The following is a 26,884-nucleotide window of genomic DNA, read 5'->3' on the forward strand; positions in this document are numbered from 1 at the left end:
CGCAAACCGATCAAGACTCACTCGTATCGAGGAGCCTCTTCAGATTACCGATCACCGTTCGTTCGACGCGCGCGATGCGCTCGGAAGCTTCGATCACCCTAGGATCCTCGCGGAGGTGCGCGATGCCCGCAAGCGGGTTGAGTCGTGTGGTCTTCGCCCAATTGGCGATGGTCGGGTAGGCCTTCCGTGCCCGATCGTGTGTCAACGTCGCGAGGAATGCCGATAGATAATCCCGATTGACGTCCCAGAAATTGATCGACGGGCAGAGGCGATTCTTATCTTCGTCGCTCGCGAGGGTGGCCTCCACCACACCGAGCGTGGCGAATTGGTAGCACACGAATCCGAGTAGAAACGGCTGAATGGTCACGCGCCCCGGCTCGAAAATCCGACGAAGCGGCGGGCGTGCCAGGCCCCTGGCCGCACAATGAATGTGGACCGTCTGCGCGCTCGTCTTCACCCGCCCCTGGTCCAGGACGATTTCGTCACGCTCGATTCTGCGCACATGCCCCATCCGGACGACGTCGGTGATCCGCCGCAGCAGCGCGGCCTCGGCCTCGCCGACCGCAACACCGCGCCACATCGTCGGTACGACGTCGGGGTCGATACGTAGGAAGAGTCCCTCCGCTTCGAGGCGGTAAAGGAGCTCCTCCACCGTCGACGACTGCGCCATCGCCTCGAGCTGGATCGCGGCCCCGCGGTAGAATTCTGGAAGCAGCGTGAGTGGCTGCCGGAATCGGCGGTTGGTCCACCAGGAGTCGCGCGGCTTGATCCAGCGGATCATGCCAGGGTCGACCCCCTGCTCGAGCAGCCATACGCAGGCGTCGAGCGCGGTCTTTCCTCCACCGATGACGACGAAACGCTCGGCGCGTTCGACGATGTTGGCGATCTCGCCCGCGGGCACGCAGCGAACACCTTCGGCCACCTCGAACGGCGGAGGGCTCGTCGCGGGGATGCTCCCCTCGACGTACGTGGTGTCGACCAGCTTCCGCCGGACACGCGCCTGCCACGATTTCCCTGTCAGCTTGGAGACGAAGCGGTGCTCGCCGAGGTATTCGCTCAAAGGAAAGTATCGAACGCGCCCGGTGGGCAGAAAGTGGCGATGCATGACCCGCGCGAAATAGGCCCTTAGCTCGTCCGCGCCGGAGAGCTCGTAATAGCCCGCGTTGGTCCCGCTCACGTCGAGGGAATCGTTGCCGATGGGCACCGAGCTGACCCCGTAGAAGGCGGAAGGCTGGTGGAGACGCACGTACGGGTAGGCATTCAGCCAATGCCCGCCCGGTGCGTGGCGCCGATCCACGATGGTGACCGTTGCATCCGAGTGCGCGAGCAACGCATCGGTGAACGCCATCGCTGCCGCCCCCGCGCCGATAACGAGGTAATCCGTTTCGAGCTCTTGGTCTGTCACGACTCGAGAATATCCAAACATCGTATGCTCCGCCACTTCCCGTCAACGCCACGAGTCGTGGAGGCGAGATGCTCGTTCGAGCCACACGGTTGCTCCTGCCGACTTCAGGTACTTTTGAGCCAAGGTGAGAAGTGCATACGCTCCGCCGCGATGGCCGGAGGCACGACGCTCGGCGAGCGTCAGCAAGGCGATGCCGTGCTGGAGAACGTTGCCCGATTCACTGGCCAATTCACGAGTCGTCTCGATCTGGTGATCGCCAGCTGCACCGGAAAGCGTGGCCCCCAGCGCCCGCCGGGCCAAAATTTCGTCGAACGTGTTCGCGTGAACTGGACCGGTGGCCCGCGCCAGTGCGCGCTCGGCAGCCTCTCGAGCCGCCTCGCCATGGCCCAGCTTCTGCTCCAACCGGGAGAGGTAGACGAGTGCCAACGTCTCCATCCGAAAGTCGCGCTCATGCGAGGCCGCGATGGCCTTCGAGAGCGCGGCGCGCGCTGCATCGTAATCTTTGCGAAGTACCAAGAGACAACCGCGGTACACCTCGACGTAGAGTTTGAGCCAGTCATCGCCGGGCATGACCTTTTCGCTGATTTGCGCACCACGCTCGATGATCGCGGCGGCCAGTTCGATCTCGCCCCGCTCCAAATGGTAAATGGGTGCATACAACGTGAGGTTGCGCTCGGGGAGCGAGGGATTGCCCAGCCGGCGAATCCAATCGTTCATCTCGGCATGGTAGCGTTCGAACTGAGAAGCGTCCCCGATGAAGGATGCGCGCGTCACCTGCGAAAAGAGGTGGTGAAGGCGGAGCTCCGGAATCCCGAGTTCATCGGAGATCTCCATCACGTCCGACGTGGCGCCCGCATCGAGTTCTCTCCCCATGAGCGCCAAAATGAGATTCAAGATGTAACAGCCCGCCGATAGGGCCCAAAGAAGCCGGGCCGGAGCCGTCGTCTTCTCTGCACGAAACGCGCGAAGTACCGTCAACTGCTCCGTCATTTCCTCGACGATGCCGACGAAATGCCCGGTGTGGACGGTCAACCCTCCCTTGGTAATGTAGGCAGCCGCCCGGAAGGGTGATTCCTTGCCATTTTCCGCGCTGACCCGCGCGAGCTCCGTTTGAAACTCCGCCGTGCGCCCCATGACGGCCAGCGCCAGACATTGCAAGATGCGATATTCGGATCGCTTGAGGAAAGCTTCCTCCGCGGTCATCTTTGCATGAACCGAAATTTCCCTGAATACGCTCTTCGGGTCGGAGAGCATCCGCTGGTGCACGGTCTCACGCGCGGAATCCAGATCGAGCGTGCTGTCCCAGTAGCGAAATAGCTTTGCAGCGAACACGAACGTTTCGGGCGTGCTGCAGAGATAACTGAATTCGATGAGCTTTCCCAAGGCGGCCACTTGGAGCTCCGTCCTATTGGGGTAATTGCAATGCTTCTCGAGGAGTGCCTCGGACTCTTTGAGGATCCGATATCCCTCGAGCATGCCGCTGTTGGCCAAAAGATGCTGCGAGGCGAACAGCAGAGGAGCAATGGCGCGCGCGGGCTCGAGTGAACGTGCGAAATGATACCCCACGACCCGAGCACCTTCCGGCGAGCTTCCCACCGTGCGATCGAGGTAGTCGGCAATCCGCCCGTGATGCGCGCGTTGCTCGAGCGCCGGCGTGGCGGCGTATATCGTTTCGTGAACCGTGTCGTGCGTAAAGTGGTACGTCCCGTCCTGGTACTGCAAGAACTGACGCTCCACCGCCTCCTCCAAGGACAGAAACAACTTTTCGTCGCTCAACTCCACCGTGGCGCGCAGAAGCGTCATATCGAGCACGCGGCCCGCCGGTGCGGTTCGCCGGAGAAACTCGAGTTGGTCCTGCGACAGCGTCGAAAGGCGCAGGCGTATCACCTCGCCGATGCTGCGCGGCAGCGCGATGGTTCCCAGATCGGCATGCGCATGCCATTGGCCGCCGGGCCGGCTCAGCGCACCTTGCTCGACCAGGGCGCGCAAGCATTCGGTGGCGAAGAAGACGTTGCCGCGGGTCGTGGCATACAGATTGTCGATGAATGCACCGGGCACGTCGAAACCGGGCAAGGCCAGCGAAACCAACTCGCGCAGGTGCCCGTGCGACAGCGGTCGAAGTTTCAAAATTGCGGCCGCGCCTGCAAAAACGGTGTGATAGAGCGGCGACAGCGTCAGCTCGTCGGACCGAAAGGTTCCGCACACGAGCCCGCGCGTGCCGTGGAGTGCATTGACGATGACGTTGAGGTGCTCGACCGTGGCATCGTCGGCCCAGTGCAGATCCTCGAAGCAAATGAGGAAGGGCCGTACGTGCGCCAGCTCGGTGAGCCATAGCGAGAGCGCTTCGAACACGATGAGCTTTGCCTCGGTCGGCGCCCGAGCGAAGCCCTCGGTATTCGTGTATTCGGTGCACAGCAGGGGTGCGAGCGGGGCGCGGACCCGCTCGAGAAGCGCCGCAGGTGTGATCGGCAACAGGTGTCGCAAGGCGTGCTTCAACGGCGTCAGCGGAGCGAGGCCCTCGGCGTGGCATTGACCGAAGGCGACCGTCACATCGGCCAGCTTGGCGTGAAGCTCCAGTTCGGACAGAAGACGCGACTTGCCGGTACCCGCGGGGGCCGCAATGAACAGCGCGCGCGCCTCGCCCCGCTCGGCGGCGTGCAGAGCGTCGACCAAACGCGCGGACTCGTTCTTCCGCCCCACGACGGTCGGCACATGGAGATAACTCGCGCGCGAGCCGAGTGGCTCTTCGACCGATACGGCATGATTGGCTTCGGCGAGGGCGTCGATCAATGCGTTCGCCGAGAGAAATCGTTGCGCAGGCTCTTTGGCCAGCAGACGCAAGATGATGCGTTCCAGTTGCGGATCGATCGACGGTACGATCGAGGATGGCGCGGGCGGTTGTTGGTCCCGGTGCGCGCGCAAGATTTCCGTAATGGTCATTCCATGAAAGGGGTATTGCCCGGTCACCGCGAAGAACCCGAGCACCCCCAGTGAATAGAGATCGGCCCGACCATCGATGGCGCTCCCGACGAGCCACTCCGGGGCGATGTACGCAGCGGTTCCCCAAAGGCGGCCCCCGGTCGGAATTCCGAGTTGGTGCATTAGGCCGAAGTCCATCAATTTGATATCGCCGCTCGGCAGCAGACGAATGTTGTCGGCTTTGATATCGCAATGCACGAAGAGGCGCGCGTGGATGAATGCCAGCGTCTGCGCAATGCGCATGAGCAAGTCGAAGGCCTCGCCGGAATCGAGACGCCGCTCGCGCACGCGGGCGTTGACGTCGACCCCATCGAAGCTTTCCATGGTGATGTAACGATTGCCCGATGGGAGGACGCCGCAGTCGTAGACCTTGGGTGTGGAGGGGTGCCGCAGTCTCTTCATCGCGAAGAATTCGCGACGCACCATGAGCGTGCTTTCTTCGACACCGTCGAGGCGGTAACTCGGGAGCGCCTCGATTTCCTTCAGCGCAACGGGCCGCCCTTCGACGGAGTCCTGCGCGAGCCACACCCGAGCGGTACCTCCGCTCCCCAAGAGCTTTTCCACGCGGTACCTACCGTCCACGATGTTTCCCGGCTGCAGAAACGTGGTGGGCGTAGCTCTGCGCGGAAGGTGCGCGTCGCTCCGAATCATGAGCGACTCGGTGCGAAGCATGGCCGGATCGCTCGTGACGCCATGAGCTGGGTCCCCAGGCAGACTCACGTTCGAGACTACTGCTTCAGGACCGACCCCTCGCGACGCCACGAGCCCAGTCTAGCATCGCATCATTGACTCAGTGCGCCGCATCCCACTTCAGGTGTGGCAACCTTCCGTGGCCTCCTTCTCGCTTGCACTTGAGTTGTAAGTTGCCAGCCAAACCGGCCGCCGATATCAAAATAAACGAATTGTCGTATATGGAGTTCCATATCCAAATAGCGTTCACGACTAAGTGCATATCGGACGATTCGATGCGACTGCCAAACGGCGGCCAGCGCCGGCGGCAACGAGCCTCGTCATGGATCGAATCTCGCGCCCCCTAGCGAGCCCGGGCACACTTGCTTGTGTCCGTCACACAATCGGCGAATGTATGAACAATTTCGATTACATTGCACATGCTGGCGCGTTCCGGAGAAGGATTGGCGCCTGAAGCACATCCCGGTAGAATCCTGACAGGGGCTTAGGGGTGAGGGTGGACGGTGGAAAACAACCGGGCGTTGGAGCAAGGGACTTGAGCTCCCTTGGCTATGCCTTTGGCGATTTCCGCTTCGATCCCACGCCGCGCACGTTGCTGTTGGCCGACGAGCCCGTTCGCCTCGGAACCCGTGCCTTCGACATCCTTCGGGTGTTGCTCGAACACGCTGGCACCGTCGTGACCGCCGACGAACTGATGGCCCGCGTATGGCCGGACGTCGTCGTCGACGAGACGAATCTGCGCGTTCAAATCGGGATTCTTCGCAAGGTGCTCGCCCGCGGAGAGCAAGGACCGCGCGCCATCGAGACGGTGCCTCGGGGCTACCGGTTTACGCTGCCCGTCTCGCCATGGGACAGCTCGCTCGCCGAGCCTCCGTCCAGCGAGCTTGCCACGCACAATCTGCCCGCCCTGCTCGCGACCACCATAGGGCGCACGGAAACGATCACGCTGCTCACGGACACGCTGGCCGAGCAGCGCCTGGTCACCGTCACGGGGCCGGGTGGCATCGGCAAAACGACCGTGGCCATCGCGGTGGCCCACCGGTGTCTGCCGCGCTTTTCGCACGGAGTCTGCTTCGTCGACTTCTCGGCGCTTTCCGATGCGCAGTTCGTGGCCAGCGCGATCGCCTCGGCGCTCGGCATCGGCGTGCTGGCGAACGATCCCCTTGCCGGCTTGCTTTCCTATCTGCGTGGGAAGCAGATGCTCCTTCTCCTGGACACATGCGAGCACGTCGTGGAGTCCGTCTCACGGCTCGTGGAGGCATTGCTCTCGCATCTTCCGGAGCTCCGCATTCTCGCGACCAGCCGCGAAGTCCTGCGCGCAACCGGAGAATGGGCGCATCGGCTTCGGCCCCTGTCCCACCCGTCCCACACCGACGGGTTGAACGCGACCGACGCGCTCGCGTATCCCGCGGTGGACCTATTCGTCCAGCGTGCGCGGGCAGGCGTCAATCGATTCGAGCTGCAAGATGACGACGCGGCCATCGTCGCGGCGATCTGCCGCCGGCTCGACGGGATGCCGCTCGCCATCGAGTTTGCAGCGGCCAGGGTCGGGGAACTCGGCCTGCGCGAGATCGCGGCCCGACTGGACGACCGATTCGGCGTGCTGGTCCAAGGCCGGCGAACGGCCCTTCCGCGGCACAAGACGCTCGCGGCGACCTTGGACTGGAGCTACCACCTGCTGCCGCCCGAGGAGCAGACGATGCTGGAGCAGCTCTCCGTCTTTCGGGGCGCGTTCACCGCAGACGCGGCCGTCGCCGTGGCAGGCATCGCCGACGAACAAAGCGAAGAAGCGGCGCGATTGGACGCGCTGACGTGCCTCTCCAATCTTTTTGCCAAGTCGTTGGTGACGGCCGATATCGGCGCGGAAGTACCGCTTTATCGATTGCTCGATACGACCCGCGCATTTGCCGCTGAAAAACTCGCCGCCGCGGGCGATGGCGAATCGGAGGCGGTCGCGTGGCGCCATGCGAGGTATGTACTTTCCGCCCTTCGGGCTGCGGAGCTCGAATGGGAGGGCTCGGACCCCAAGCTCTGGGCCGACCGCCATCGATACTTGATCGACGATCTTCGCGGCGCGCTCAATTGGGCCACCTCCGTGACCGGCGATGATGTCCTCAGTGCAAAGCTCATCGCAGATTCTTCGCTGCTTTGGATTTCGCTTTCACTGCTCGACGAATACAGACGCCGCTTGGAAAGCATCTTCGAGCGGCTCACGGCGGGGACCGTCTACATCGATCCCGCCATTTCGATTCGCCTCTGGGACGTGTTCGGGCACACCATATTGCATACGACCGGCAACATGGAGACCGCCACCATAGCCTTTCGCGCAGCGCTCGAAGCCGCGCAGCGAGTAGGTCTCGTCGATGCGGAGCTCCGGGTGCTCTGGGGATTGCACGTTTGCCTCACGCACAACGGTGAGTATCGGGAGTCCCTTGCGACATTGAATCGATTCGGCTCCGTGGCCGCGAAGCTCGATGATCCGGGGGCCTCGCTCACCTACCGGAGAATGGCCGCTCTCGTGTATCATTACGCGGGAGACCAGGCGGCAGCGCGCATCCACACGGAGCACTTGCTCGCGCATGCGAGCAATCCGGCATGCAAAGTTCGCCATCGCGGGGTCCAACACGATGTGCGCGCCGGGGCTCGAAAGATGCTCGCGCTCATTCTCTGGCTACAAGGCTTTCCCGAGCAGGCGCGCGCACGCGTTCTCGAATCGGTCGAGCTTTCGCGGTCCCTCGGTCAGGCCATTCCATTGTGCTTCTCCCTGGCCATTGGCGCCATTCCCATCGCATTCTGGATGGGTGACCGTGCGGCTGCCGAAGAATTCACGGCGTCGCTTCTCACGTGCTCTCTGGAGCATTCGATGTCCATGTGGCAGACGTACGCGGAAAGCTATCAAGCCATCTTGCAGGGAAATGCGGATACGCTTCCCGAGCCGCACGTGGGGATGCATCTTTTGGAAATCATGGCGACGGTGGACCCATCTCACGCGAGCGAAGCCGTCCTCGCGCGGGCGGATGAAGGTCGCGCCGGATGGTGTGCGCCCGAGCTGCTCCGCATCCGTGCCTCGCGCATTCTCGAGCAAGGCGGTGCAGAGCGGGAATCCAAGGCCGAGGCCATACTCCACACGTCACTCGACATCGCGCGGCGGCAGCAGGCCTTGTCCTGGGAGCTCCGAACGGCAACGACACTTGCGGAGTTATGGCATCGTCAGGGCCGGAGCGCCGAGGCGTATGCGCTGCTCTCCGCGGTTCATGGGCGTTTCACCGAAGGCTTCGAAACGGCCGACTTGATTCGCGCCGCCTCCGTTCTTCGGGATGCCTCTCGTTCGTAGATATCCCGTCAGAGCTTTCGGAAGTACGCGTGTCCCTTCCAATTGGCCCATAAAGGCTCGACCTTTTCGGGTTTGTCGGCGAAAAATTCGTCACAGGCTCTTTTGACACCGGGATACGGGTTGACCACGCCCGGTTGAAGGCGCTCGTCGACATAGTCGTCGATGACCACGATGGCATTTCTGGCCAGCCGAGGGTAGACCTCCCGCAAACTCACTTGGATCGATGAATACAAATCGCCATCGAGGTGCGCAAAGGCCACTTCGGCGGGCAACTGGCTGCGCAATGTGTCATCGAACCACCCTGCGACGATGTTCGGCGGCTCGAGCTCCATGCGTACGAAGTTCTCGATGAGCGACTGCTGGGTGGCGGCCATCATGCCCGCGTGGGTAAACTCCCCATCCTCCGGGCAAGGCGCGGGCAGCCCCTCGAAGGAGTCGAAGACCCACAATGGCTTGGTGGACTGGAACGAGGCCATCGTCATCTTCATGAGAAGCGCCGTGATCCCCTCGTGGCATCCCAGCTCCACCACGTGCCCGGGCACATCGAGCAAGAGAACTTGCGAGAGCAGGTGCTGAATGTTGTTGCTCTGCTCCACATTGGCCATGAGACCGCGAACGACGTTCTCCCGCGCGATGAAGGGATACGCGTCTTTGACCCCGAACTTGGCATTGAGCGGGTCGAAGGCGAATGACACCTTGAAAAGCGGATTCGACCGATTTGCGGCCTTCATCAGGCCAGCGATCACGGCGAGGGTCGCTTCGGGCAGCTCCCGCGCGAAATCGGACAATTGTTCGTTCAGGTAGAAGCCGTGGCGCTGGCAAGCCTTTTTCTTGTCGCCATCGAGCTGCGCATACCAGGCCGTAAAGCCTTCGAGAATTCGACGAAACGTGCCAATGGGATCGGGTTCGAGCAACTTTCGAATCGCATTCATGGCGCAACTCTTTCTTCATCGCTCGGAACGAGCAAAACGTAGGCCGAAGAGCTCAATGGATCCTGCAAAGACACGGGGCTCGGGCGCCCTACCCGCTTCGATTCCTCGCCGAGGTAGCGGGTATCCTGCGCCTTCCATCCATGCTGGTGGAAGAAGCCGAACCAATCGTCGGGCACGAACTGAATGGGCGTCTTCTTCAGCAGGCGTAGGACGCTTCCTCGCCGCACGTAGCTTCCCGCGGCGGGGGCAAGGTAGTCGTTGATCCAATATCGAAACGACGGGCGCGCACGCAAATCCGCGGCGAGGAGGGCGACCTGCTCGGAGGTAAAGTACGGGGTGACCCCCTCGGTGAGAACGAGCACCTTGCTCGACGCCGCGGCCACATCGTCGAAAAGGCGGGTACGGGCGCCCCTGTCGGAGATGTCGAGCTTGACCCGTTCGAGCCGGCAACGCGGTATTTCGCCGCGAAGTCGCTCTTCTTTGAGGTCGACGATGTTCGAAAAGTCGACCTCGATCCATCGCAAGGTGGGCGGGAGATCCAATCGATAGGGACGCGTATCGAGGCCGGCCCCCAAGTTGAGGACCGTATCGACCCGCTGCTGCCCCACCTTTTCACGAACGAACAGGTCGATGATATGGGTGCGAATGACCACGGACCAAAAAGGACTTCCCAGCCCGAGGTATTTCAAGAAACGCGCGGCGCGCCGCGACTCTCGTCCGACGAGACGGCTTGCCAGCGGATCGCGAAACAGGGCATCGGGGCGCTCCGTTTCCATGGCGCGGAAGTTGGCAATCCAAAAAGCCGTTTTGGATACGGCCGGTGCCGGTCGAGAAAGAATCGGCGCGGCCGGAAGCCGCTCCTCGATGGTTCGAACGGCCGTGGCGATGCCGTCCTCGCGGCGCAGCGCCTCGCCCAGCTTCCTCGCACGCGTGCGGACGTCCTCGCTCTGGATGCCGCGCAGCGCCTGTCCGAGCCGCGTCGCGGTGAGCTGTTCGAAGGGCATGCACGTGCCGACACCCAAATCGGTGATGCGGCGGCCCCAAAAAGGCTGATCGTTGCAAAGGGGGAAGATGACCATGGGGAGCCCCGCGCGCAACGTGGCGGCGGTGGTCCCTGCCCCGCCGTGATGAACCGTCGCGCTGCATCGCTCGAAGAGCCAGTCGTGGTCCACGGAGCTCGTGATGAAGATGTTCTCGGGCACGCGAAGCGCGGCGATTTCCTGCTCCGTCCAATTGGCCCCGATGACGAACCGAATGCCCAATGTGTTGGCGACGTCGACGGCCAATCGCAACATCGCCGCTTTGTCGGTCACCGGTAGTCGCCAGTAGCCCAGGTAAACGGGAGGGCTTCCCGCCTCCAGCCAGCGCACGAGCTCCGGCGATGGATCGCCGCACGCGCGCATGCGCATGTCCTCCGGCATGGTCCAGTAGCCGGTCATGACGTTCGCGTCGCCCCAGTCGGACGGACGCGGCACGATGTGCGTGCTGTAGCAATGCAAGATCGGCACTCCGGCACGCCACAATCGCACCCGCATCGAGATGGACGTGGGAGGCAATCCGAGCTCGGCCCTCCAGCCGTTGACGATCTTTTTCTGCGTTTGCCAATAGACCGTTTCGAGGAGGGAGTGCGTGAGTCGATTCATCGTTCGCCCGGCCATCTTTCGCCCGTTGAACATCCGCTTGGCGAAGAATGGGCTGGGGAAGTCCGAATTCGGCAGCACCGGCATGGTGTAGCCAAGGATCAAAGGCACGCCGAGTTTTTCGGCAATGCAGGCGGCCGCATTTTCGATGACCAAGTTGCCGATGATGGCATCAGCGCCCTCGCTGGCGGCCAGGAGCTCGCGATTCATTCGAGGGCGGATCCGGCGATCCATGTCCGCCAGCATCTGCATCAACTTGAACGTGTTGCCCGCGCTGAGCCAGCGCACGCCCTCTTCCGATTGGAAAATTTCCTCGTAGTCGGCCGAAAGCGGAACGTGGCGCGCCCCGCTTTGGGCGACCATATCCGCGAAGCCTTGCGCGGCGGCGACACGAACGTCATGGCCTCGACGCTGCAGTGCGAGCGCCAGCGCGACGAAGGGTTGCACGTCGCCGCGGGTGCCCGATGCCAACAGGGTTATCTTCATGACAATCGCTCCGTGACGAATCCTGCGATCGCCTCGAGCCAGCGGCCGTCGACGCCGAGGGATCGCACGTCGTCGATGGCATCGTCGACGAGCGCCTCGGCCATCGCGCGGGACGCCTCGATGCCGTAAATCGCGGGATACGTCGTTTTTCCGGCGGCCGCGTCCCGTCCGACGGCCTTTCCGAGTTGCTCGGCCGTCGCCGACGCATCGAGGACGTCGTCCACGATCTGGAATGCCAGACCAATGCGTTCGCCATAGCGTCGTAGGACCGCAATGGTTGCATCGTCGACGCCTGCGACGATGCCGCCGGCCACCGTGGATGCGACGACGAGCGCGCTCGTTTTCGCGTGATGAATGAACATGACGCGATCCGCATCGCCCGCACGACCCTCGGATTCCAAGTCGATGACTTGACCGGCAATCAAACCTTGCACCGAACCAACGGCACGCCCAAGCTCCGCACTGATGCGCGCGGCCTGAGCAGATGACAGAGCGGCTGGCAGAACGTCGCACGCATTCGCGATCACGTGAAAGGCGAGCGCAATGAGCGCGTCGCCCGCGAGGATGGCCACGGCTTCACCGAATTCACGATGGCAGGTGGGACGGCCTCGCCGCACATCCGCATTGTCCATGGCCGGCAGATCGTCGTGAATCAAACTGGCCGCGTGAATCATTTCCATGGCGCACGCTACGGGCATCAGCGCCTGCGCGGGCGCTCCCAAGGCTTCCCCCGCAGCGAGCGTCAGAAGCGGCCGAATGCGTTTGCCCCCGGCAAAAAGACTATGACGTATGGCAGCGTGAATGGTAATCGGACGCACGTCGGCACGCGGAACGAGGCGGTCGAGTGCGACGTCGACCTCGCGGGCGCGACGCCGGAACTCCGCCATGATATCGGCGTTCGCACCGCCGCGGGCGCGAAGATGGGATACCGGCGCGGAAGCGTAGGATCGAGCGCTCGCAGGATCGCTCACGTCGGCCCCGGGCGCTTGGTTCGAGAGAGGGCGCGTGACATCTCGATGCCCGCGTCCATGCGCAGATCTTCGATGAATCCTTTGCCGAAAATAGGCTCGATGTGTTTCGACTCCGTCGAGTACCGAATGCATTCCGCATGGGAATACACGCACCCATGAATCATGAGCTCCAGACAGTGGATATACCGATCGAGGTGCGACCGATCGTGCTCCGGAAGCCCGAGGGTATCGTACAGCGCCGGCATTTCCGCTTTGACGGAGAGGAATTGCTGAACCTTTTCCTCGACCAGGGCGGCGGCCCTTTCCAAGGCTTGCTCCGGGGTGCGTCCCTCCGAGCGCTCGATCGCGAGGACGACGTTGACCTCTTGCTGCCGTCGGTCTTTCGGAAGGGAAAACACGTCGTTCTGCAGAATGACGATGTCCACGACACCTTGCCGCAACGTCTGAATCTGCCGAGTCCCGAACAAAGCCTCGGGCAGCTCGACCCCTTCCGCGACCTCGATGAGATCGAGCACGGCGTCCATGCCAATGTCGAACCGACGGATCTCGAATGCCGTTTGGGTATCGATGCCCTCGAGGCGATCGCGGTAGGTGGTCATGCGGAGTACACCGATGAAGAACCATTTCAAATGATTGCGAAATCGCGCCATCCAGGGCGCGGACATTTTCGGGGTAAGCCGTTCGAGAATGTTGGCAATCCCGTGTGCGGCCGCGTGTTGGGCCCGTTTTTCCGTATTCGGGGTCGGATAGAGCACACCGATCATGCTCTCGGTGATTCGTGCGACCATGTCCGGGCGGTTTCCGAGAGGCCCGGCGAATTGATCGTCGTAGAGGAAACCCCACGTCATCCAATCAGTGGCCAAGTCGAGGTCCTCCCCCCGAGCGGTGGGCAGGCAGTGTCCCGTGAGGCGTCCCCAGTTCCACGCCTCCAACCATTTCAGCGCGGCGTCGGTGGTGGCCAATCCCATTTCGCGGGCCCACGCGACACTATGACGTTGAGCCCGCTCGATGTCGGGACTGAGATCGCGTGGAAATGGGAAGCGGAATTCGATCGCTGCAGGCTGGGTCACCATCGATGCTCTCCTCTAATTCGCTTGGCTGGCGCGCCCTCGAGACACGGTGGTCATGAGCACGCGGTTGGGTCGCAGCACCGCGCGAGGAACCTCGCGCACACGGTGGCCAGGCACGGGAACGAGTCGCCATGCCGATGCAATGGTGGCCACGGCAATCAGCATTTCCGTGCGGGCAAACACGTCGCCAATGCACTTGTGCTTCCCGTCCCCGAAGGGCGTGAAGGCATGGCGCTGCAGTTCTTTGGCTCGCTCGGGATGCCATCGTTCAGGGTCGAAACGCAGGGGATCCGGGTAGATCGATGGATCGCGATGGAACATGAGCGGGCTGACGAGAACCTCCGCCCCCGCGGGCAGGTGCGTGCCGCCCAAATCGATCGCATGGATGGCGCGCCGCATGAGCAGCCAGGCGACGGGATAGCGGCGCAGCGTTTCGGAAACGACGCGTTGCAGGTACGGCAGACGCGGCAGGTCTTCCCCGGTGACGGGTCGGCCGTCGAGCACGGCGTCGATTTCGGCGTGGAGTTGCGCTTCCACTTGGGGATTTGCGCCCAATTCGTGAAAGAGCCACGTCATCGACGTTGCCGTGGTTTCCGATCCGGCGACGAACAGACCCGCGATCTCGATGCGGAGCTGCTCGTCACTCATGGCTTTTCCGGTGTCCGCGTCTTGAGCGGAGAGGAGGGCCGACAGCAGATCGCCACGGTCATTTTCGTCCGCACGCCTGGACTCGATGAAAGATCCGATGATGGCTTCGAATCGTGCTCGTTTTCGCGCGAAATCTCGATTGCTCGGCGTGGGGAGCATTTCGAAGAAGCGCCCGGGAAATAGTGTATTGCGACTGACCCACGCATTGGCTGCATCGATGTAGGCACCAATCTCCGCAGCCGTACTTTCACGGGTATTCGCGCCGAAAAGGGTTCGCGTCACCGTGTTGAGGGCCAGACGGTGCATCTGTTCGCGCAAGGAAATGCGCGACCCGGACGACCAACCGGCCATCTGTGCGATGGCTTGCTGGCGCATCGTATCCATGTAGCCACGAATGCGTTCGCGATGAAATCCCGGCTGCAGCATGCTTCGTTGCTGCCGATGGAAATCGCCATTGGAAACGATGACCCCTTTCCCGATGGCCCCTGTCGCTTTGTCGAAAACGCGGCCTCTTTCGAAGCTTCGGGCGTTCGTGACCAATACTTGGTGAATCAGCTCCGAGGAGGTGACCACGAACAAAGGAGAGGGTCCGATCCGGATCTGGACCACGTCCCCGAGGGCGCGCAACGACTGCAAATACGCGAGAGGATCGCGCAGCAGCCGGAGACCATGGCCGAACAGAGGCAGTCCACCCGGCGCCTCGGCGGCGAGGATGGGCGACGATATGACGTTATTCATCGGCTCGGGCGCCCCTAGCCGCCCATGGTATGCCTTCTATCCGATGCGTCCCAAATTGCAAACCAAAGTTCACCTGGAAATCAAGAACAGCAAAATGGGATGACGCGGATGACCCCCCGAGCATTCGGTCGACCACTGGACATGAAGTGGTATTGCGAAAGATCTACGACGCGTTGCTGCAGCCAAAACATGCAGCGAACGCGATCGAGCGGCCGCAAAAGCGCATAATACCACTTGTAGTCCAGTGAGCGAACCTGGCGACCGGCCCATTTCGTCCGAATGACCATCGGTGTGCGGCATAAGAGCGAAGCACGAATTGGAAACCGGTTACCATATTCGACCATCGCCACGGTTATCGCGATGGTGCGCTATCCAGGAAACGTTGTACGAGCAAGAAGTGATATCATTGTATCAAGTACGGATTTGCTTCTCATCGTGGTCGGTCGACGGTGATTGGGATCGGGGGCGTCCGCTGGAGTAGCCATTCGGGGAGCACGGCCATGGGTGACGAGGTCGTCATGACGGTGGGCCGGCTGCCATGAAATGGAGCACTCGCTCCGCATCGTATGGCGAGTAGCGTTGGCATCCATGCGGCAATTCGAAGAGCACGGCATGACGTCGACCGGGCGTTTGCATCTTTCATATTTCGACCGTTCGCTACCAAACGAAATTCGCGAGGGCTCGCGCAAAAGAGTGCACGGATGCGGGTGCCGGCACTATTCACGTTGTTCCTACGCAGCGTCGTCGCTCTCGCGTCGTGAGGTTTCTCATGCGAATCGTTCCCCTCGTTGTTCCTGTCGTTGCCGTAAGCCTCGTCGGAGCGTGCGCACAATCGTCGCCACCGAAAGCTGCTGCACCCGTCGAGGCAACTGCGGCCGCCCGGGAGAGTGCGCCTGCAGCTGCCCCCGTCCCTGTCGCCGCTGCCCAGCCCGTCGACGAACACGATCCGCGCGTGGCGCTGAAACGGCGTTTCGAGGGTGAGACGCCGATGATGGCCGACTTGAGTGAATTGTGCGACAACATTGGCGGACGCATCACCGGGAGTCCCGCCGCCAATCGCGCGGTGAAATGGGCGACGCAAAAGTTCCGGGCCATGGGAATCGAAACCGTGCGCACGGAGAAATTCCGTGCACCCTTCTTGTGGCTGCCAGAACGAGCCGAGGTGCTCGAGACGGCACCGGATACCTTTGCCATCGACGCCGTCGCCTCCCCTGGAACCATCTCGCTGCCGTCGGTCGAGGCGCCGTTGCTCGATGTTGGCGACGGAACACTGGAAGCCCTGGCGAAGCTCGGCCCCAAGGCGGCCGGCGCGTTTCTACTGCTGCGCACCCACGAGGCGAAGACGCTGGACGATCTCTTCTCCGAGTACGTCCGCACGCATCCGCTCATGGAAGCTGCCACGCGCGCGCACGTCGCCGGATTGATCATCCAGTCCGCCGAGCCGCACGGGCTTTTCTACGAGCATCGAATGGGATTCGGTTCGAAGCCGCTGACACCGGCGGCGGTCCTCGTATCCCGCGAACAGGGCGCGCGTCTTGCGCGCTTGCTCCAGCGATCGCAAGTTCGATTGCGGGTCAAAGTGACCAATCGCATCGGGCCTAGTTTCGAGTCCGAAAACGTCATCGCCGAGGTGCGCGGCTCCGAGGTGCCGGACGAAGTGGTCATTCTCGGGGCGCACCTCGATAGCTGGGCGCTCGGCACCGGCGCAGAAGACAATGGGGTCAATTCTACTTTGGTGCTCGACGTCGCACGCGCATTGCGCGAATTGAAGCTCGTCCCCCGCCGCACGGTCCGCTTTGCCCTTTTTACCGGCGAAGAGCAAGCGATGTGGGGCTCTTCGGGCTACGTCGCCCGCCACAAGGACGAAATGGCCAAGCACGTCGCCTCGATCACATTCGACTTGGGTTCCGGCCGCACCTCCGGTTTCGTGCTGAACGGCCGCCCGGAGCTACGCGCACCGGTGCGCGAAGCGCTGTCCGTCTTCCCCGAATTCACGGCCGATTCACATGTCGTGGACAGTGTCTTCATTACCGACAGCTTGCCATTCATGCTGAGCGGAGTTTCCAATCTCGTCGCCATTCAGGACGACAAGCCGTACTTGCCCGTCTTTCATTCATCATCCGACGTATTCGACAACGTCAACGCCAAAGAAGCCAAACGCAACGCCGCCATCGCCGCCGTGTTGACCTGGTCGCTCGCCAACACGCGCGAAGCGCTCCCCGGACAACTAACGCGCGCCGAGGTGGAGCAAATTCTCGTGAAGACGAAAACGGTCGACGAATTGAAGGCCTTCCAGCTCTGGGACGATTGGCAACAACACCGCCTCGGGTTTCCCGCCGAGGGAAAGTAGCGCTACCCCGGCCCCTTGCCCGAGGGTTAGGCGCGTACGAGGGTGACGGAGATCCCGAGCATCATCGTGGCAATCGCGGCGTCGATCACGCGCCAGACTACGCGGCGGGCGAGCATGGGGGCGAGCTTTCGAGCTCCCAGGCCGAGGGCCGTGAACCAGACCAGGCTGGCCGTGGCTGCCCCCGCACCGAAGACCCATCGGTGCGGCTGTTGGTTCGCAATGGCCCCGAGCAACAGCACGGTATCGATGTACACGTGGGGGTTGAGGTAGGTGAACGCGAGGCACGTCAGCAGAGTAGCGCCAAGGCGGGAAGGGCCGGCCTGTGCTGCGGTGAGCTCGCCGGGGCGCCAGGCGCGTTTGGCGGCCAGAAATGCGTAGCCAGCGAGGAATGCGGCCCCCGCCCACCGGACGGCGGTGACGACATCGGGGTGTGCCTGCACGAGGGCTCCAAGTCCTGCGATGCCGGCGGCGATCAGCAGTGCATCGGAGGCGGCACATACCGCCACGACGGGCAGCACGTGTTCACGACGCAGACCTTGCTTGAGTACGAACGCGTTCTGCGCGCCAATGGCCACGATGAGAGCGAACGATGAGCTGAAACCGGCGACGGCGGAAGCGATCATGGCGTCGAAACCTAGGCCGGCGCCCGACAACAATCCAACTAATGTTCCTAAAGTAACATTAGGATAGCTTCACATGAAGTTCGACGCTCAGCAACTCGCTACGTTTGCCGCCGTGGTCCACGAAGGCAGCTTCGACGCGGCGGCACGCGCACTGCGCATCACGCCGAGTGCGGTCAGCCAGCGAATCAAAGCGCTGGAGGAAATGGCCGGCCAGATTCTCGTCAAGCGGGCCAAGCCGTGCCGGGCGACCACGGCCGGCGGGCCCCTACTGCGTCTCGCCGGGCAGATTGCCCTGCTCGAACAAGAAGCCATCGAGCACACGGCGGCCGCGATGACCGCCACCATCGTGGTGAATTCGGATTCGCTGGCGACGTGGTTTCTCCCCGCGCTGAAAGGGCTGCCGTATCTGTTCGACATTCAGGAAGACGATCAGGATTTCACCGCCGACCTGCTGCGTGACGGTTCGGCGATGGCCGCGGTGACGTCTCAAAACATTGCGGTGCAAGGGTGTCGGGCCGAGCGACTGGGCTACATGCGGTACTTCGCGGTGGCAGCCCCGGCGCTTGCCAGGAACTTCGATTTCGAAACCACGCCGGTCATCATGTTCAATCGCAAAGACCAGCTCCAGCACCGTTTCATGCGGACCGTCTCCAAACGACGCCCCGCCCCGCCCGCGCATTACATCCCGTCGGTGATTGCCTTCACCGAGGCGATGCGGCTCGGAATTGGCTGGGGCATGGCCCCAGAGCACCAAGCCAACGCGGAAATCGCGGCGGGGCGATGGAAGCGCATCGCGCCCTCGCACCACCTCGATGTTCCGCTTTACTGGCAATACTGGCGCTTGCAGTCACCGATGCTGCAAACGCTCACCAGCGCCGTCAAAACCGCCGCGGCGGCGTACCTTCGTGCACACCCCGCCGGAAGGGATTAGAACGGCGGCGCGGAGATCACCGCCGCACGCTTCAATGGAGGGGCGACGCCGCATGGCGGGAGTTCGAGGCGCTGGTCGAGGAGAGAAACTACGACGCGGCTATCGAACGTGCGCACGATTTGCATGATCTCGCGGCGCGTGAGGGCGCCGCAGCAGCGTTCAGGGACGCATTGAAGGCGATGCGCAAGGGCCAACCCGGCGGGCGGATGTTCTTCGATGGTGAGCGGCTATTCGCGATGGGCTACTCGGGGGGCCCACGGCGGCCCTGGTTCATCGGAAACGCTGCGCCTTCTTCGAGCAGGACCGCGGTGAAACGAAACAGGTCGACGGGCCCACGGGTGAGGTCCTTCATGACGCCCAAGAGCCCCTGCCCGGTGGCCTCGTCGAAAAAGAAGATGCCCGTCCTGGCGCTAAAGTCCCATATCCCATGCCAGAACCCGTATTCTGGGACATGGCACGTCAACATCGACCTTGGCCGATTCACGAGGCCAAACTGGTTCATGGCCGCTTCGAGAGCCGCGTTGAGAATCGGATGTTCGCCAAGTTGGCCTAGAGCCATGAAATCCGAGCGGGTGGCCATCTCGTCATGGAAGTAATTCCATGGCACGAGGAACTCCGTCGATGTGCTCAGAAGCTCTCGCAACCTCGCGAATCGCTCAGGCAGAGGAATCGATCCTGTCATGGCCTTTGGTCCTGATTTCCGAGCGGATCCATCCATGACTCGATGAGCCGTGCGTTGTTTCGTGATCCTTGGAGGTGTTGCCAATCAGCCGTGTTCATGACCACGTCCGATTGCACCCCCAGTGCCATCGAAACCCGTCATGAAATCAGGGCTGGCCGACATGCGGAAGATGTCCCGGACAGATTTGGGCTGTCCCAGGACAGCCCTCGCCTCTCGTATGCCGGCGGCTCTACCGCCTTGACGTTCAGACCGGTGCTGGGTCCAGATCGGGACATCCGGCGTGAAGTGCTCATGCCGTGCTTCGGGGCGGGCCGCATTGGAGCGCACTGGAAGCGTCGATGCCGACGGCGAGGTCGGATGGGGGGGTTGCCATGCATTCGCAATTCGCGAATCGCGAATGCACCGTACCCCCCTTCCCCCTGGAACAATGATGCCGCGAAGACGGCGGAAGCTGACCCCTGCCGTCCAGTCGGGCTCGGCGTTGGTATCAGCGCCATGCACTGCATTTCCCGTGTCGATGAATGCAATGAAGGATGGCGCGTAAGTGCTATTGCGGCTCTTGCCCGTTTCGGTATTTCTGCCGCAGTAAGGGGGGTGCCATGGATTCGCAATTCGCGAATCGCGAATGCACCGTACCCCCCTTCCCCCTGGAACAAGGGTGCCGCGAAGGCGGCGGAAGCTGACCCCTGCTGCCGTCCAGTCGGGCCCGGCGTTGGTATCAGCGCCATGCACTGCGTTTCCCGTGTTGATGAATGCAATGAAGGATGGCGCGTAAGTGCTATTGCGGCTCTTGCCCGTTTCGGTATTTCTCGTCGGTTGCCAATCGCGGGATGAGATGACCAACGTCGGCCATGCGCCCGTCGCCGCTGACCACTTCGGCCGGGGTGGTCGCTGTGAAGGCGCGAATGAACCACGCCTCAAGCTGTATGGTATTGCTGCACCCGCGAATCTGTCTGCGCACGTGAGCAGGAATCGAAATACCACGCAATTCGAGCGCGAGAATAATGTCATGTTGCCGCGCCTCGATCCAGCCGCGCGCCCACCCATCTTGCCAAATCATGGTTTTCCTCCATTCGTGATGATGACCAAAATCTCTTGCGCGTGCGATGTCGTCACTCGCAGAATGCGGGCACGATTGTGATCTGCGCCATCGGCGAGCCCGTTCTCGGCAATGATATTCCTCAATGTCGTAAAACCGGCGATTCCAGATGCAATCGATATGCTTCGCCGCCGGATGTCGTCCGTATCGCGCGGAATTTCCGGCATGAACGCCATCGTGCTTTGCGCGATCGAAACCTGCGCCGATAGGCCGTCCATCTTGTCGACGTCGGCGTCATAGGTCATCACGCGGGCGATCGCCTCGGCGCGCGAGACCAGGAAAGTGCGATGGACGTCGCCCCGCACACCGGGCGGTATCAAGCCGGTGCCATCACCGACGATCGCCACCACGTCATCGTAGGAGGCCAGAGCTCCTTCATTCGGTGTGTCGCTATTCGGATCGATGCGCGCCCACTCGATGCCAAATCGATACGTGCTTTGTCCCGTCTCTCGGAGCGCCCGAACATCGTCGTCGATGTGCCTCCAGGAGTCGGCCTCGCCCCGGTCCATCTCGCCGCGGAGCACCCCGAAGGCGCTCGCAGCAAAGAGCGCCAGGGCGGCCATGGGGACGAATACCGAAGGTGTGTTGATGCTCATCTTCTCTCGGTCGGCCTACTGGTTGGCAAGCCTTTCAGACGGTTTCGGTCAGGGTCGACTACCTGACACGCCTGCCCCCGTGCCATCTCACGGCAGGCGCCATTTTTTTTCGTACTCTCGGGGCCTCTCTCGGAGTCTGCCCCCTCATGGGCAATGCGACCTCTGCCACGTCGATTCGGTCGGTCAGAGCTTTACGAGCCTCACTCGATTTTGCGTGAGCATCATTCCCGAATCGTCGAAGCGCTATGTCCCAATCAGCGGAATTGGCGTCGCTGCGGACGGTATCGTGCACATTCAAGCGATCTTGAGCGCGTCTCGCTCGAGTTGCATGAATTCCAGCTGGGGCCGCGTCCGATTCGGTTGACGAAGGCGGCCTTGGCCGCGCCATCGTTCAGCGCGTCGCCAACCAGCCATCGATGCGCGCGGTAAGCTCGGGATCGCGCGATGACGCGATCGCACGGGCGGCGTGTGCAAGGTCGCCCGCCCGCTCGTGCGCGGCTGCGGGGAGCGCCAAGGCAAGGGTAAACTCGGCGCGCGCGTCGTCCAAAGGATCGAATTGGGAACCCTCGCGCGCCGCAAGAGCGGCTTCGGCCAAGGGTACGGCTTCGGGTGCGCGCCCCAAGGCAATCAATGCTTCGGCGTGCATTCGAAGCGGTGCGGCGCTTCGGTACGAGACACCGTACACGGCGTTCGCGATTTTGGCGGCCTCGTCCGCCACCTCGGCGGCCTCGGAGAAATGCCCGTCCTTCAAGTGGGCCTCGGCCAACACGTTCAGCGGTAAGACCCGCTTCCACGCGTCGCCACTTCCGATGCGCGAAAGAACGGCCCTCGCGTCAGCAATCGCCTCCGCGGTCTTCCCTTCGCGAAGGTGCAGCCACCCCTCCAAAGAGCGCGCGCGTGTTTCGTCGGATGCACTCTTGCCCCAGTGGCGTGCGGCCGCGAGCTCGGCCCTCGCCTCGTCGAATCGACCGAGCATGATGAACGAATCTGCCAGATTGCGATGCGACATCGCGAGATGGTTCGGATGGCCCGGTACCTGCGCGAACATCACGAGCGCACGCTGCTGGATCTCCACCGAGCGCGCTTCGTCGCCCAAGTCCCCGTGGAGACCGGCCAGATGAACGAGGCACCGCGCGAACTCGGGATGCGGCGAGCCAAATTCCTTCTCGACCATCGCGCACGCCTTCTCCTGCGCCTCGAGTGCGTCGCGATTTCGACCTTTGGCTGCGAGTGCGCTCGCCAGCCCGTCGAGCGCTTCGCCGTAGCGGTGATGCGAACGCCCCAGGCGAAATTCCACCAGCACGAGCTCTTCTTTGGATACCTCGAAGGCCTCGTCCTGCCGCTTTTGTGCGAGCAGGAGCTGGCGCGTCCACGTCAGGCGCTCGGCATCGAGCTCGAAGGCCGAAGGGATCGACTCGAGCGCGGCCTTCGCGTACTGCGCGTAACGATACCCGTCGTCATACCGCCGGCCCTCGTAACCCACGAACTGAACGAGGGCGATCCATGCGCGAATCGCAACCCGTGGCGCACGACCTGCGCTCGCGGACGAAGCGGCTTGCTCGAGCGCTTGCGCGGACTCGTCCACGTGCCCCAACAGGCCGTGCGCAGTGCCGAGGGCGAGATACGCTTCGGCGATGACGGGCAGGTATCCCGCGGCATTGGCCGCCTTCCACGCGTCTTCGGACGACGACAGCGCTTCTTCGTATCGCCCGGCCGTGAGCGTCGTCGAAGCTTGTGCGATCTTCGCCTTCGCCACATCGACGGAGGCAGCCTTGTCCTTGGGAGGCGGGGGAACCATGTCGGAAGCATCCACCGCCTCGTCGCACGCGCTCACGGGCGGCAGAAGACGGAGCATGGCCGGGACCTGCTCGAGCATCGGCGCGTCGGCATGTTCGAGCTTGCCCGCCAGCGCGCGAAAGGTCTCGAGCCCCTCGGAGGCACAGGTCATCTTCCGCTCGACCAGCGCCGGGGCCTCGCTGGTCGCCGATTCACACATCCGGTGGGTAACGTCTCGGTACGAATCCGCATAACGCGTGAGCGCGTCTTGCGTCTTGCGCCAGGCGCCCTCCCAGAGAGCACTGTTGGTCGCGCGAAACGTCTGCTCGATGCGGGACTGCACCTCAGGGCTCCACGTCGCGGCCACCACAGCGTCGCTTCGTTCGCAAAGCGCCGGCGTCGGCGTCTTTTCGTGCTTCCCGAGCCGAAAGGCAAATGCCATCAACCCCAACGCCGCGATTCCGCCGAGCACCCACGCGATTCGTCGGGGCCGTCCTTTCGATCGCGTGAGCCCGCTCCGGATGGCGACGATGAGCGCAGCCATCGAGGGAAACCGGCTCTCCGCATGGGGATCCGTCCCTCGCGCGAGGATGGGCGACAACCAACGGGGGATCGCACCGGCGGCTTCGTGCAGCATCTCGCCGAGTGCGACGCAGAAACTGTATTGATCGGAGCGCGCATCGAGCCTTTTTCCAGCGCGCTGTTCGGGGGCCATGTACGCGGGCGAGCCTGCCACGGCCTTCGTTTCCGAAAGGGCGGATACGGCCAAACCGAAGTCGCCGACCATGACCCTGCCGCTCGTCGAAACGAAGACATTTTCGGGCTTGAAATCCCGATGAACCAGCCCCGCTTCGTGCGCTGCACGAAGCCCCTCGGCGGCTTGGAGGAAGACATCCAGAACCGCGTCGCCGGAGCGCGACTCCGCGCCGACCCAGTGGCGCAGGGAGCTACCCTGGACGCACTCCATGGCAATGAATGCGCATTCGCCCGAACAGCCAAATTCGTAAATCGTGACCACGTTGGGGTGTGCGAGCTTGGCCATGGCCTCCGCCTCGGCGAGAAGGCGCTTTTGCGCCGCGCGAAGATCGGCTCGCAACACTTTCAAAGCGACGACGCGATGGAGCTCGGGATCGACGGCTTCGTAAACGATCCCCATTCCGCCTTTACCGAGGACGCGTCGCAGGATGTATCGGCCTACCTTCTCCCGGGGGCCAGACGCATCTAGAGCTACCGGTTGGACCGCTGCTACCAGGCTCCGGCAGTCAACGCAGCCGTCGAGGTGGTGCGATAGTGCGGTGATGTCCGCAGTCGAGAGTTCGCCATCCACGAACGATTGCAATCTTGATTCCGAAGGACAGACCAATTTCTCGCAAGTATACTTTCGAGTCGATGACTGGGGAGGAGCTCGCCCGACGATTTGCGGAAAACGTCACCGTCGACTTCACGATAGGTCGGGATGCGCCGAAACTCGGAGAAAAGCTTGTCTCCCTCTTCGAGGAGGGGCGGCGCCCCTGGCCCAAGATTGAGCTCGCGCCGGACATCTTCGTTCTTCACCTGGCACGCCACGCGGCAACTTCGGATTGCCCAATCGGGTATCTGGACACGGTTCGCGCCGCGGACCTTTTCCTCGCGTGCGGCGTGGCCCAGGGCAATCGCGCAGCGATCGCCTATTTCGAAGAGCATTTCATGGCGCACGTCCCCGAATACATCCTTCGCATCGAGTCCGGGCGAGATGCCATTGCCGAGATTCAGCAACGCGTTCGCGAGCGTCTTTATCTCGGTAGGCAGGATTCGGCACCATCTCCCAAGATTGCCGAGTACTCCGGAAGAGGCGCACTGGGCGGGTGGCTGCGCGTGGTGGCGACGCGCACCGCGCTGAATCATTTGCGAGACAAGGAGCCCAAATCGGGCCAGCTTCGCGATGAGTTCGCCGCCCCGAGCGACCCTGAGCTCGCCTACGTGCACGCGTGTGCGCAGGACCTTTTCTGCGATGCGTTCAAGCGCGCCTTGATGGATCTCGCCTCGAACGAGCGCGCCATGCTTCGGCTTCACTACATCGACGGGCTCACGATGGATCAGCTGTCGCACCTCTACAAAACGCCGCGCTCCACCATCGCGCGGCGCGTTGCCGAGGTTCGCCGTCGCATCCTCGAGACCACGGAGAGGCTCCTTCGGGACGAGCGGCGGATGTCCCCATCGGCCGCCGCCAGCGTGATCCGGCGAGCGCAAAGCCAGTTCGAAATCACGATGACGCAAATGCTGGCTTGATAAACGAAGAATCGGTGCGATGCGGTATCGCGGAGGGTGACTTATTCGCGACGTCGCGAGCAAGTCGCCTCGCTTTTTCTTTTTCGCAAACGCCTCGTCTAACGTGCGTCTCGAGGAGAGACGTTATGGGACTACTTCATTCGATTTTCGGCGGAGGCACCGGCCTCCAGCTCACCCTCGACAACCACGTCGCATCACCGGGTGGCGTCATCGGCGGGCGCATCGTGCTGGGTGGCGGAACGAAGCCCCGGCAGCTGACCGAGCTCACCGCAAAACTGTGCAGTGTCGAGCTGCGCGAAGTGGACTATCAGACCGAGCCCGAGGTCGACGTCGAGGTGCTCGAGACGCAGGTCGTGGCCGGCGGAATCCAGCTTGCTCCAGGCGCGCAAATGCCGTTCACATTTCGCCTCACGGTTCCCGACGACCTCGAGCCGAGCGGCAGCCTCGAATACAAAGTTGTCGCGACGGCCGACATACCTGGAGTCGCAGATCCCGAGGCCGAGGTGAGTGTCACCCTCATCGAAGCCAGCGACGATGATGTGCGCCCGCTGAGCCTGCATGAAATCGTGGAACGCTTTCCCGATTTGCACAGCCGCGAGGAAGCGCGCCTCTGCGAGGCGTTGAACGATTTCTACATCGCGTGCCACAACGAGGGCGCGCGCCTGATGGAAGGCGAGCAGCTCATCGGCTACCACATGATGAACGGCACCGTGCGCGTGCGCCGCGAGGCGCTCAAGGCATGGGCGAACCTGGTCGACAACCGCGTGCAGCCGCACCATCTCCAGGTGCTCTACACGCTGGCGAACACTCCTGGGCTCAGCGAGGAAACGTTCAAGGAGGTCATCGTTGCCGCCACGAAGTTCGCGGAGGAGGGCTCGCTACCGCTCGTCCAGCAACTGGCCCAGCACCCCGATCCCAACGTACGCGGCGAAGTCGCGTGGAACCTGGATTTGAATGCCGCGGACAAATTCAACGGAAAGCGCGAGCTACTGATCCAGTTGGCGCGCGATCCCGATGGGTACGTACGTTCCGGCGCCGTAAGCTCGCTGTCCGATTACCTGGACGAGCAGGGCATCGCGCAATGGATCGCGCAGTTCATCGACTCGGATCCGGAACCCGTGGTCCAAAGCGCGGGGATCGTGGCTCTCTATTGCGCCTCCGACTACGGCCTGACCGATTTCGCACTCGCGGTTTACGAGAAGCATCTGCAGAATCCCAATCCAGGCGTCCGAAAGACAATTGCCGGTGCGCTCCATTTCATGCCCAAGGAAGCGGTTCAGCGCGTGGGCGGACTCGCGCAGCGCCTGGCGCAAGACCCCGACGAAATGGTACGCGATGCCTTGGCCACCGAGTTTCACTCGTTGGATGAAATGCCGCAGCTGCTCCCCATCGCGCAGTACATGGCGCAAAACGACCCCTCCATCGACGTGCGACGGACCACGATCGGAGCCATGTCCGCCCTCATGGCCCCGCAGCAGGCCGCCGCCTTCTACGGGCAGCTCTTTGGGCAGGCGCGCGACGAAGACGACCTTTTGGCCATCATCATCGGTCTGCGCGAGCACGGAGAGCACCCCGAGGTGCGGCGGCTCCTTACGCACATCTCCCAGCTTCCCGTTCCCCCCGAGATCGTCGACGCCGCGCGCGAGGCCATGAGCTGAACACGGTC

The 26,884-nt window shown here is 62.6% G+C and carries 17 protein-coding genes; 5 read left to right on the top strand and 12 right to left on the bottom strand.

Annotated elements, in window-relative coordinates:
- Positions 1-10 precede the first annotated feature (10 nt).
- Positions 11-1,405 carry an NAD(P)-binding protein gene (locus tag LZC95_34640; protein WXA91585.1) on the bottom strand — a complete coding sequence of 465 codons (1,395 nt, stop codon included), beginning with the start codon at positions 1,403-1,405 and terminating at the stop codon, positions 11-13.
- Positions 1,406-1,447: 42 nt separating this feature from the next.
- Complete coding sequence (locus LZC95_34645; GenBank protein ID WXA91586.1) at positions 1,448-5,104, bottom strand: protein kinase; 3,657 nt, start codon at positions 5,102-5,104, stop codon at positions 1,448-1,450.
- A 505-nt stretch (positions 5,105-5,609) separates the two neighbouring features.
- Between LZC95_34645 and LZC95_34650 the strand changes: the two genes are divergently transcribed.
- Positions 5,610-8,408 carry a helix-turn-helix transcriptional regulator gene (locus LZC95_34650; GenBank protein ID WXA91587.1) on the top strand — a complete coding sequence of 933 codons (2,799 nt, stop codon included), beginning with the start codon at positions 5,610-5,612 and terminating at the stop codon, positions 8,406-8,408.
- 8 nt (positions 8,409-8,416) lie between these two features.
- Here LZC95_34650 and LZC95_34655 read toward each other — a convergent pair whose 3' ends face one another.
- Genes LZC95_34655 through LZC95_34675 form a run of 5 tightly spaced genes read right to left on the bottom strand, consistent with a single transcriptional unit; the run spans position 8,417 to position 14,893 of the window.
- Entirely contained in the window at positions 8,417-9,340 is a 924-nt protein-coding gene (locus tag LZC95_34655) for a TylF/MycF family methyltransferase (protein WXA91588.1), read from the bottom strand.
- Positions 9,337-11,466, bottom strand: coding sequence for an SAM-dependent methyltransferase (locus LZC95_34660; protein ID WXA91589.1), 2,130 nt, complete (start codon positions 11,464-11,466; stop codon positions 9,337-9,339). Before LZC95_34660 ends, LZC95_34655 begins: the two co-directional genes overlap by 4 nt.
- Positions 11,463-12,437 (bottom strand): polyprenyl synthetase family protein, encoded by a 975-nt coding sequence (locus tag LZC95_34665; protein ID WXA91590.1) that lies wholly within the window; start codon positions 12,435-12,437, stop codon positions 11,463-11,465. The genes LZC95_34660 and LZC95_34665 overlap by 4 nt, the downstream gene beginning before the upstream one ends.
- Positions 12,434-13,510 carry a terpene synthase gene (locus LZC95_34670; protein ID WXA91591.1) on the bottom strand — a complete coding sequence of 359 codons (1,077 nt, stop codon included), beginning with the start codon at positions 13,508-13,510 and terminating at the stop codon, positions 12,434-12,436. Before LZC95_34670 ends, LZC95_34665 begins: the two co-directional genes overlap by 4 nt.
- A 12-nt stretch (positions 13,511-13,522) precedes the next feature.
- Positions 13,523-14,893 carry a cytochrome P450 gene (locus LZC95_34675; protein ID WXA91592.1) on the bottom strand — a complete coding sequence of 457 codons (1,371 nt, stop codon included), beginning with the start codon at positions 14,891-14,893 and terminating at the stop codon, positions 13,523-13,525.
- 769 nt (positions 14,894-15,662) lie between these two features.
- Here LZC95_34675 and LZC95_34680 point away from each other — a divergent pair.
- Positions 15,663-17,243, top strand: coding sequence for a M28 family peptidase (locus LZC95_34680; protein ID WXA91593.1), 1,581 nt, complete (start codon positions 15,663-15,665; stop codon positions 17,241-17,243).
- A 26-nt stretch (positions 17,244-17,269) separates the two neighbouring features.
- On the opposite strand, the gene LZC95_34685 is transcribed toward LZC95_34680, so the two are convergent.
- The gene (locus tag LZC95_34685) at positions 17,270-17,866 is read right to left on the bottom strand and encodes a LysE/ArgO family amino acid transporter (GenBank protein WXA91594.1); all 597 of its coding nucleotides are present in this window, start codon (positions 17,864-17,866) and stop codon (positions 17,270-17,272) included.
- Between the two features lie 73 nt (positions 17,867-17,939).
- On the opposite strand from LZC95_34685, the gene LZC95_34690 reads away from it, so the two are divergent.
- Complete coding sequence (locus LZC95_34690) at positions 17,940-18,797, top strand: LysR family transcriptional regulator ArgP (GenBank protein ID WXA91595.1); 858 nt, start codon at positions 17,940-17,942, stop codon at positions 18,795-18,797.
- Positions 18,798-19,038: 241 nt separating this feature from the next.
- Here LZC95_34690 and LZC95_34695 read toward each other — a convergent pair whose 3' ends face one another.
- The 4 genes from LZC95_34695 to LZC95_34710 form a co-directional block, all read right to left on the bottom strand.
- Positions 19,039-19,479 (bottom strand): hypothetical protein, encoded by a 441-nt coding sequence (locus LZC95_34695; GenBank protein WXA91596.1) that lies wholly within the window; start codon positions 19,477-19,479, stop codon positions 19,039-19,041.
- 778 nt (positions 19,480-20,257) lie between these two features.
- Positions 20,258-20,539 carry a hypothetical protein gene (locus tag LZC95_34700; GenBank protein ID WXA91597.1) on the bottom strand — a complete coding sequence of 94 codons (282 nt, stop codon included), beginning with the start codon at positions 20,537-20,539 and terminating at the stop codon, positions 20,258-20,260.
- Positions 20,536-21,174, bottom strand: coding sequence for a family 1 glycosylhydrolase (locus tag LZC95_34705; GenBank protein WXA91598.1), 639 nt, complete (start codon positions 21,172-21,174; stop codon positions 20,536-20,538). Before LZC95_34705 ends, LZC95_34700 begins: the two co-directional genes overlap by 4 nt.
- Before the next feature lie 391 nt (positions 21,175-21,565).
- On the bottom strand, positions 21,566-24,106 hold the full coding sequence (locus LZC95_34710; GenBank protein ID WXA91599.1) for a serine/threonine-protein kinase: 2,541 nt from the start codon (positions 24,104-24,106) through the stop codon (positions 21,566-21,568).
- A 233-nt stretch (positions 24,107-24,339) separates the two neighbouring features.
- On the opposite strand from LZC95_34710, the gene LZC95_34715 reads away from it, so the two are divergent.
- Together LZC95_34715 and LZC95_34720 are read left to right on the top strand one after the other, a co-directional pair.
- Positions 24,340-25,218, top strand: a complete 879-nt coding sequence (locus tag LZC95_34715; GenBank protein WXA91600.1) for a hypothetical protein — start codon at positions 24,340-24,342, stop codon at positions 25,216-25,218.
- A gap of 125 nt (positions 25,219-25,343) precedes the next feature.
- Positions 25,344-26,876, top strand: a complete 1,533-nt coding sequence (locus tag LZC95_34720; protein ID WXA91601.1) for a HEAT repeat domain-containing protein — start codon at positions 25,344-25,346, stop codon at positions 26,874-26,876.
- Positions 26,877-26,884: the final 8 nt, after the last annotated feature.

This window comes from Sorangiineae bacterium MSr12523, from assembly GCA_037157775.1.
GTDB lineage: Bacteria > Myxococcota_A > Polyangia > Polyangiales > Polyangiaceae > Pendulispora > Pendulispora brunnea.

Bases quoted from the DNA above. Each gene is read 5' to 3' on its own strand.
- LZC95_34670 (WXA91591.1), bottom strand. From the start codon at position 13,510: ATGGTGACCCAGCCTGCAGCGATCGAATTCCGCTTCCCATTTCCACGC.
- LZC95_34700 (WXA91597.1), bottom strand. From the start codon at position 20,539: ATGATTTGGCAAGATGGGTGGGCGCGCGGCTGGATCGAGGCGCGGCAA.
- LZC95_34720 (WXA91601.1), top strand. From the start codon at position 25,344: ATGGGACTACTTCATTCGATTTTCGGCGGAGGCACCGGCCTCCAGCTC.
- LZC95_34715 (WXA91600.1), top strand. From the start codon at position 24,340: ATGACTGGGGAGGAGCTCGCCCGACGATTTGCGGAAAACGTCACCGTC.
- LZC95_34680 (WXA91593.1), top strand. From the start codon at position 15,663: ATGCGAATCGTTCCCCTCGTTGTTCCTGTCGTTGCCGTAAGCCTCGTC.
- LZC95_34685 (WXA91594.1), bottom strand. From the start codon at position 17,866: ATGATCGCTTCCGCCGTCGCCGGTTTCAGCTCATCGTTCGCTCTCATC.
- LZC95_34710 (WXA91599.1), bottom strand. From the start codon at position 24,106: ATGGGGATCGTTTACGAAGCCGTCGATCCCGAGCTCCATCGCGTCGTC.
- LZC95_34690 (WXA91595.1), top strand. From the start codon at position 17,940: ATGAAGTTCGACGCTCAGCAACTCGCTACGTTTGCCGCCGTGGTCCAC.
- LZC95_34655 (WXA91588.1), bottom strand. From the start codon at position 9,340: ATGAATGCGATTCGAAAGTTGCTCGAACCCGATCCCATTGGCACGTTT.
- LZC95_34675 (WXA91592.1), bottom strand. From the start codon at position 14,893: ATGAATAACGTCATATCGTCGCCCATCCTCGCCGCCGAGGCGCCGGGT.
- LZC95_34660 (WXA91589.1), bottom strand. From the start codon at position 11,466: ATGAAGATAACCCTGTTGGCATCGGGCACCCGCGGCGACGTGCAACCC.
- LZC95_34695 (WXA91596.1), bottom strand. From the start codon at position 19,479: ATGACAGGATCGATTCCTCTGCCTGAGCGATTCGCGAGGTTGCGAGAG.
- LZC95_34705 (WXA91598.1), bottom strand. From the start codon at position 21,174: ATGAGCATCAACACACCTTCGGTATTCGTCCCCATGGCCGCCCTGGCG.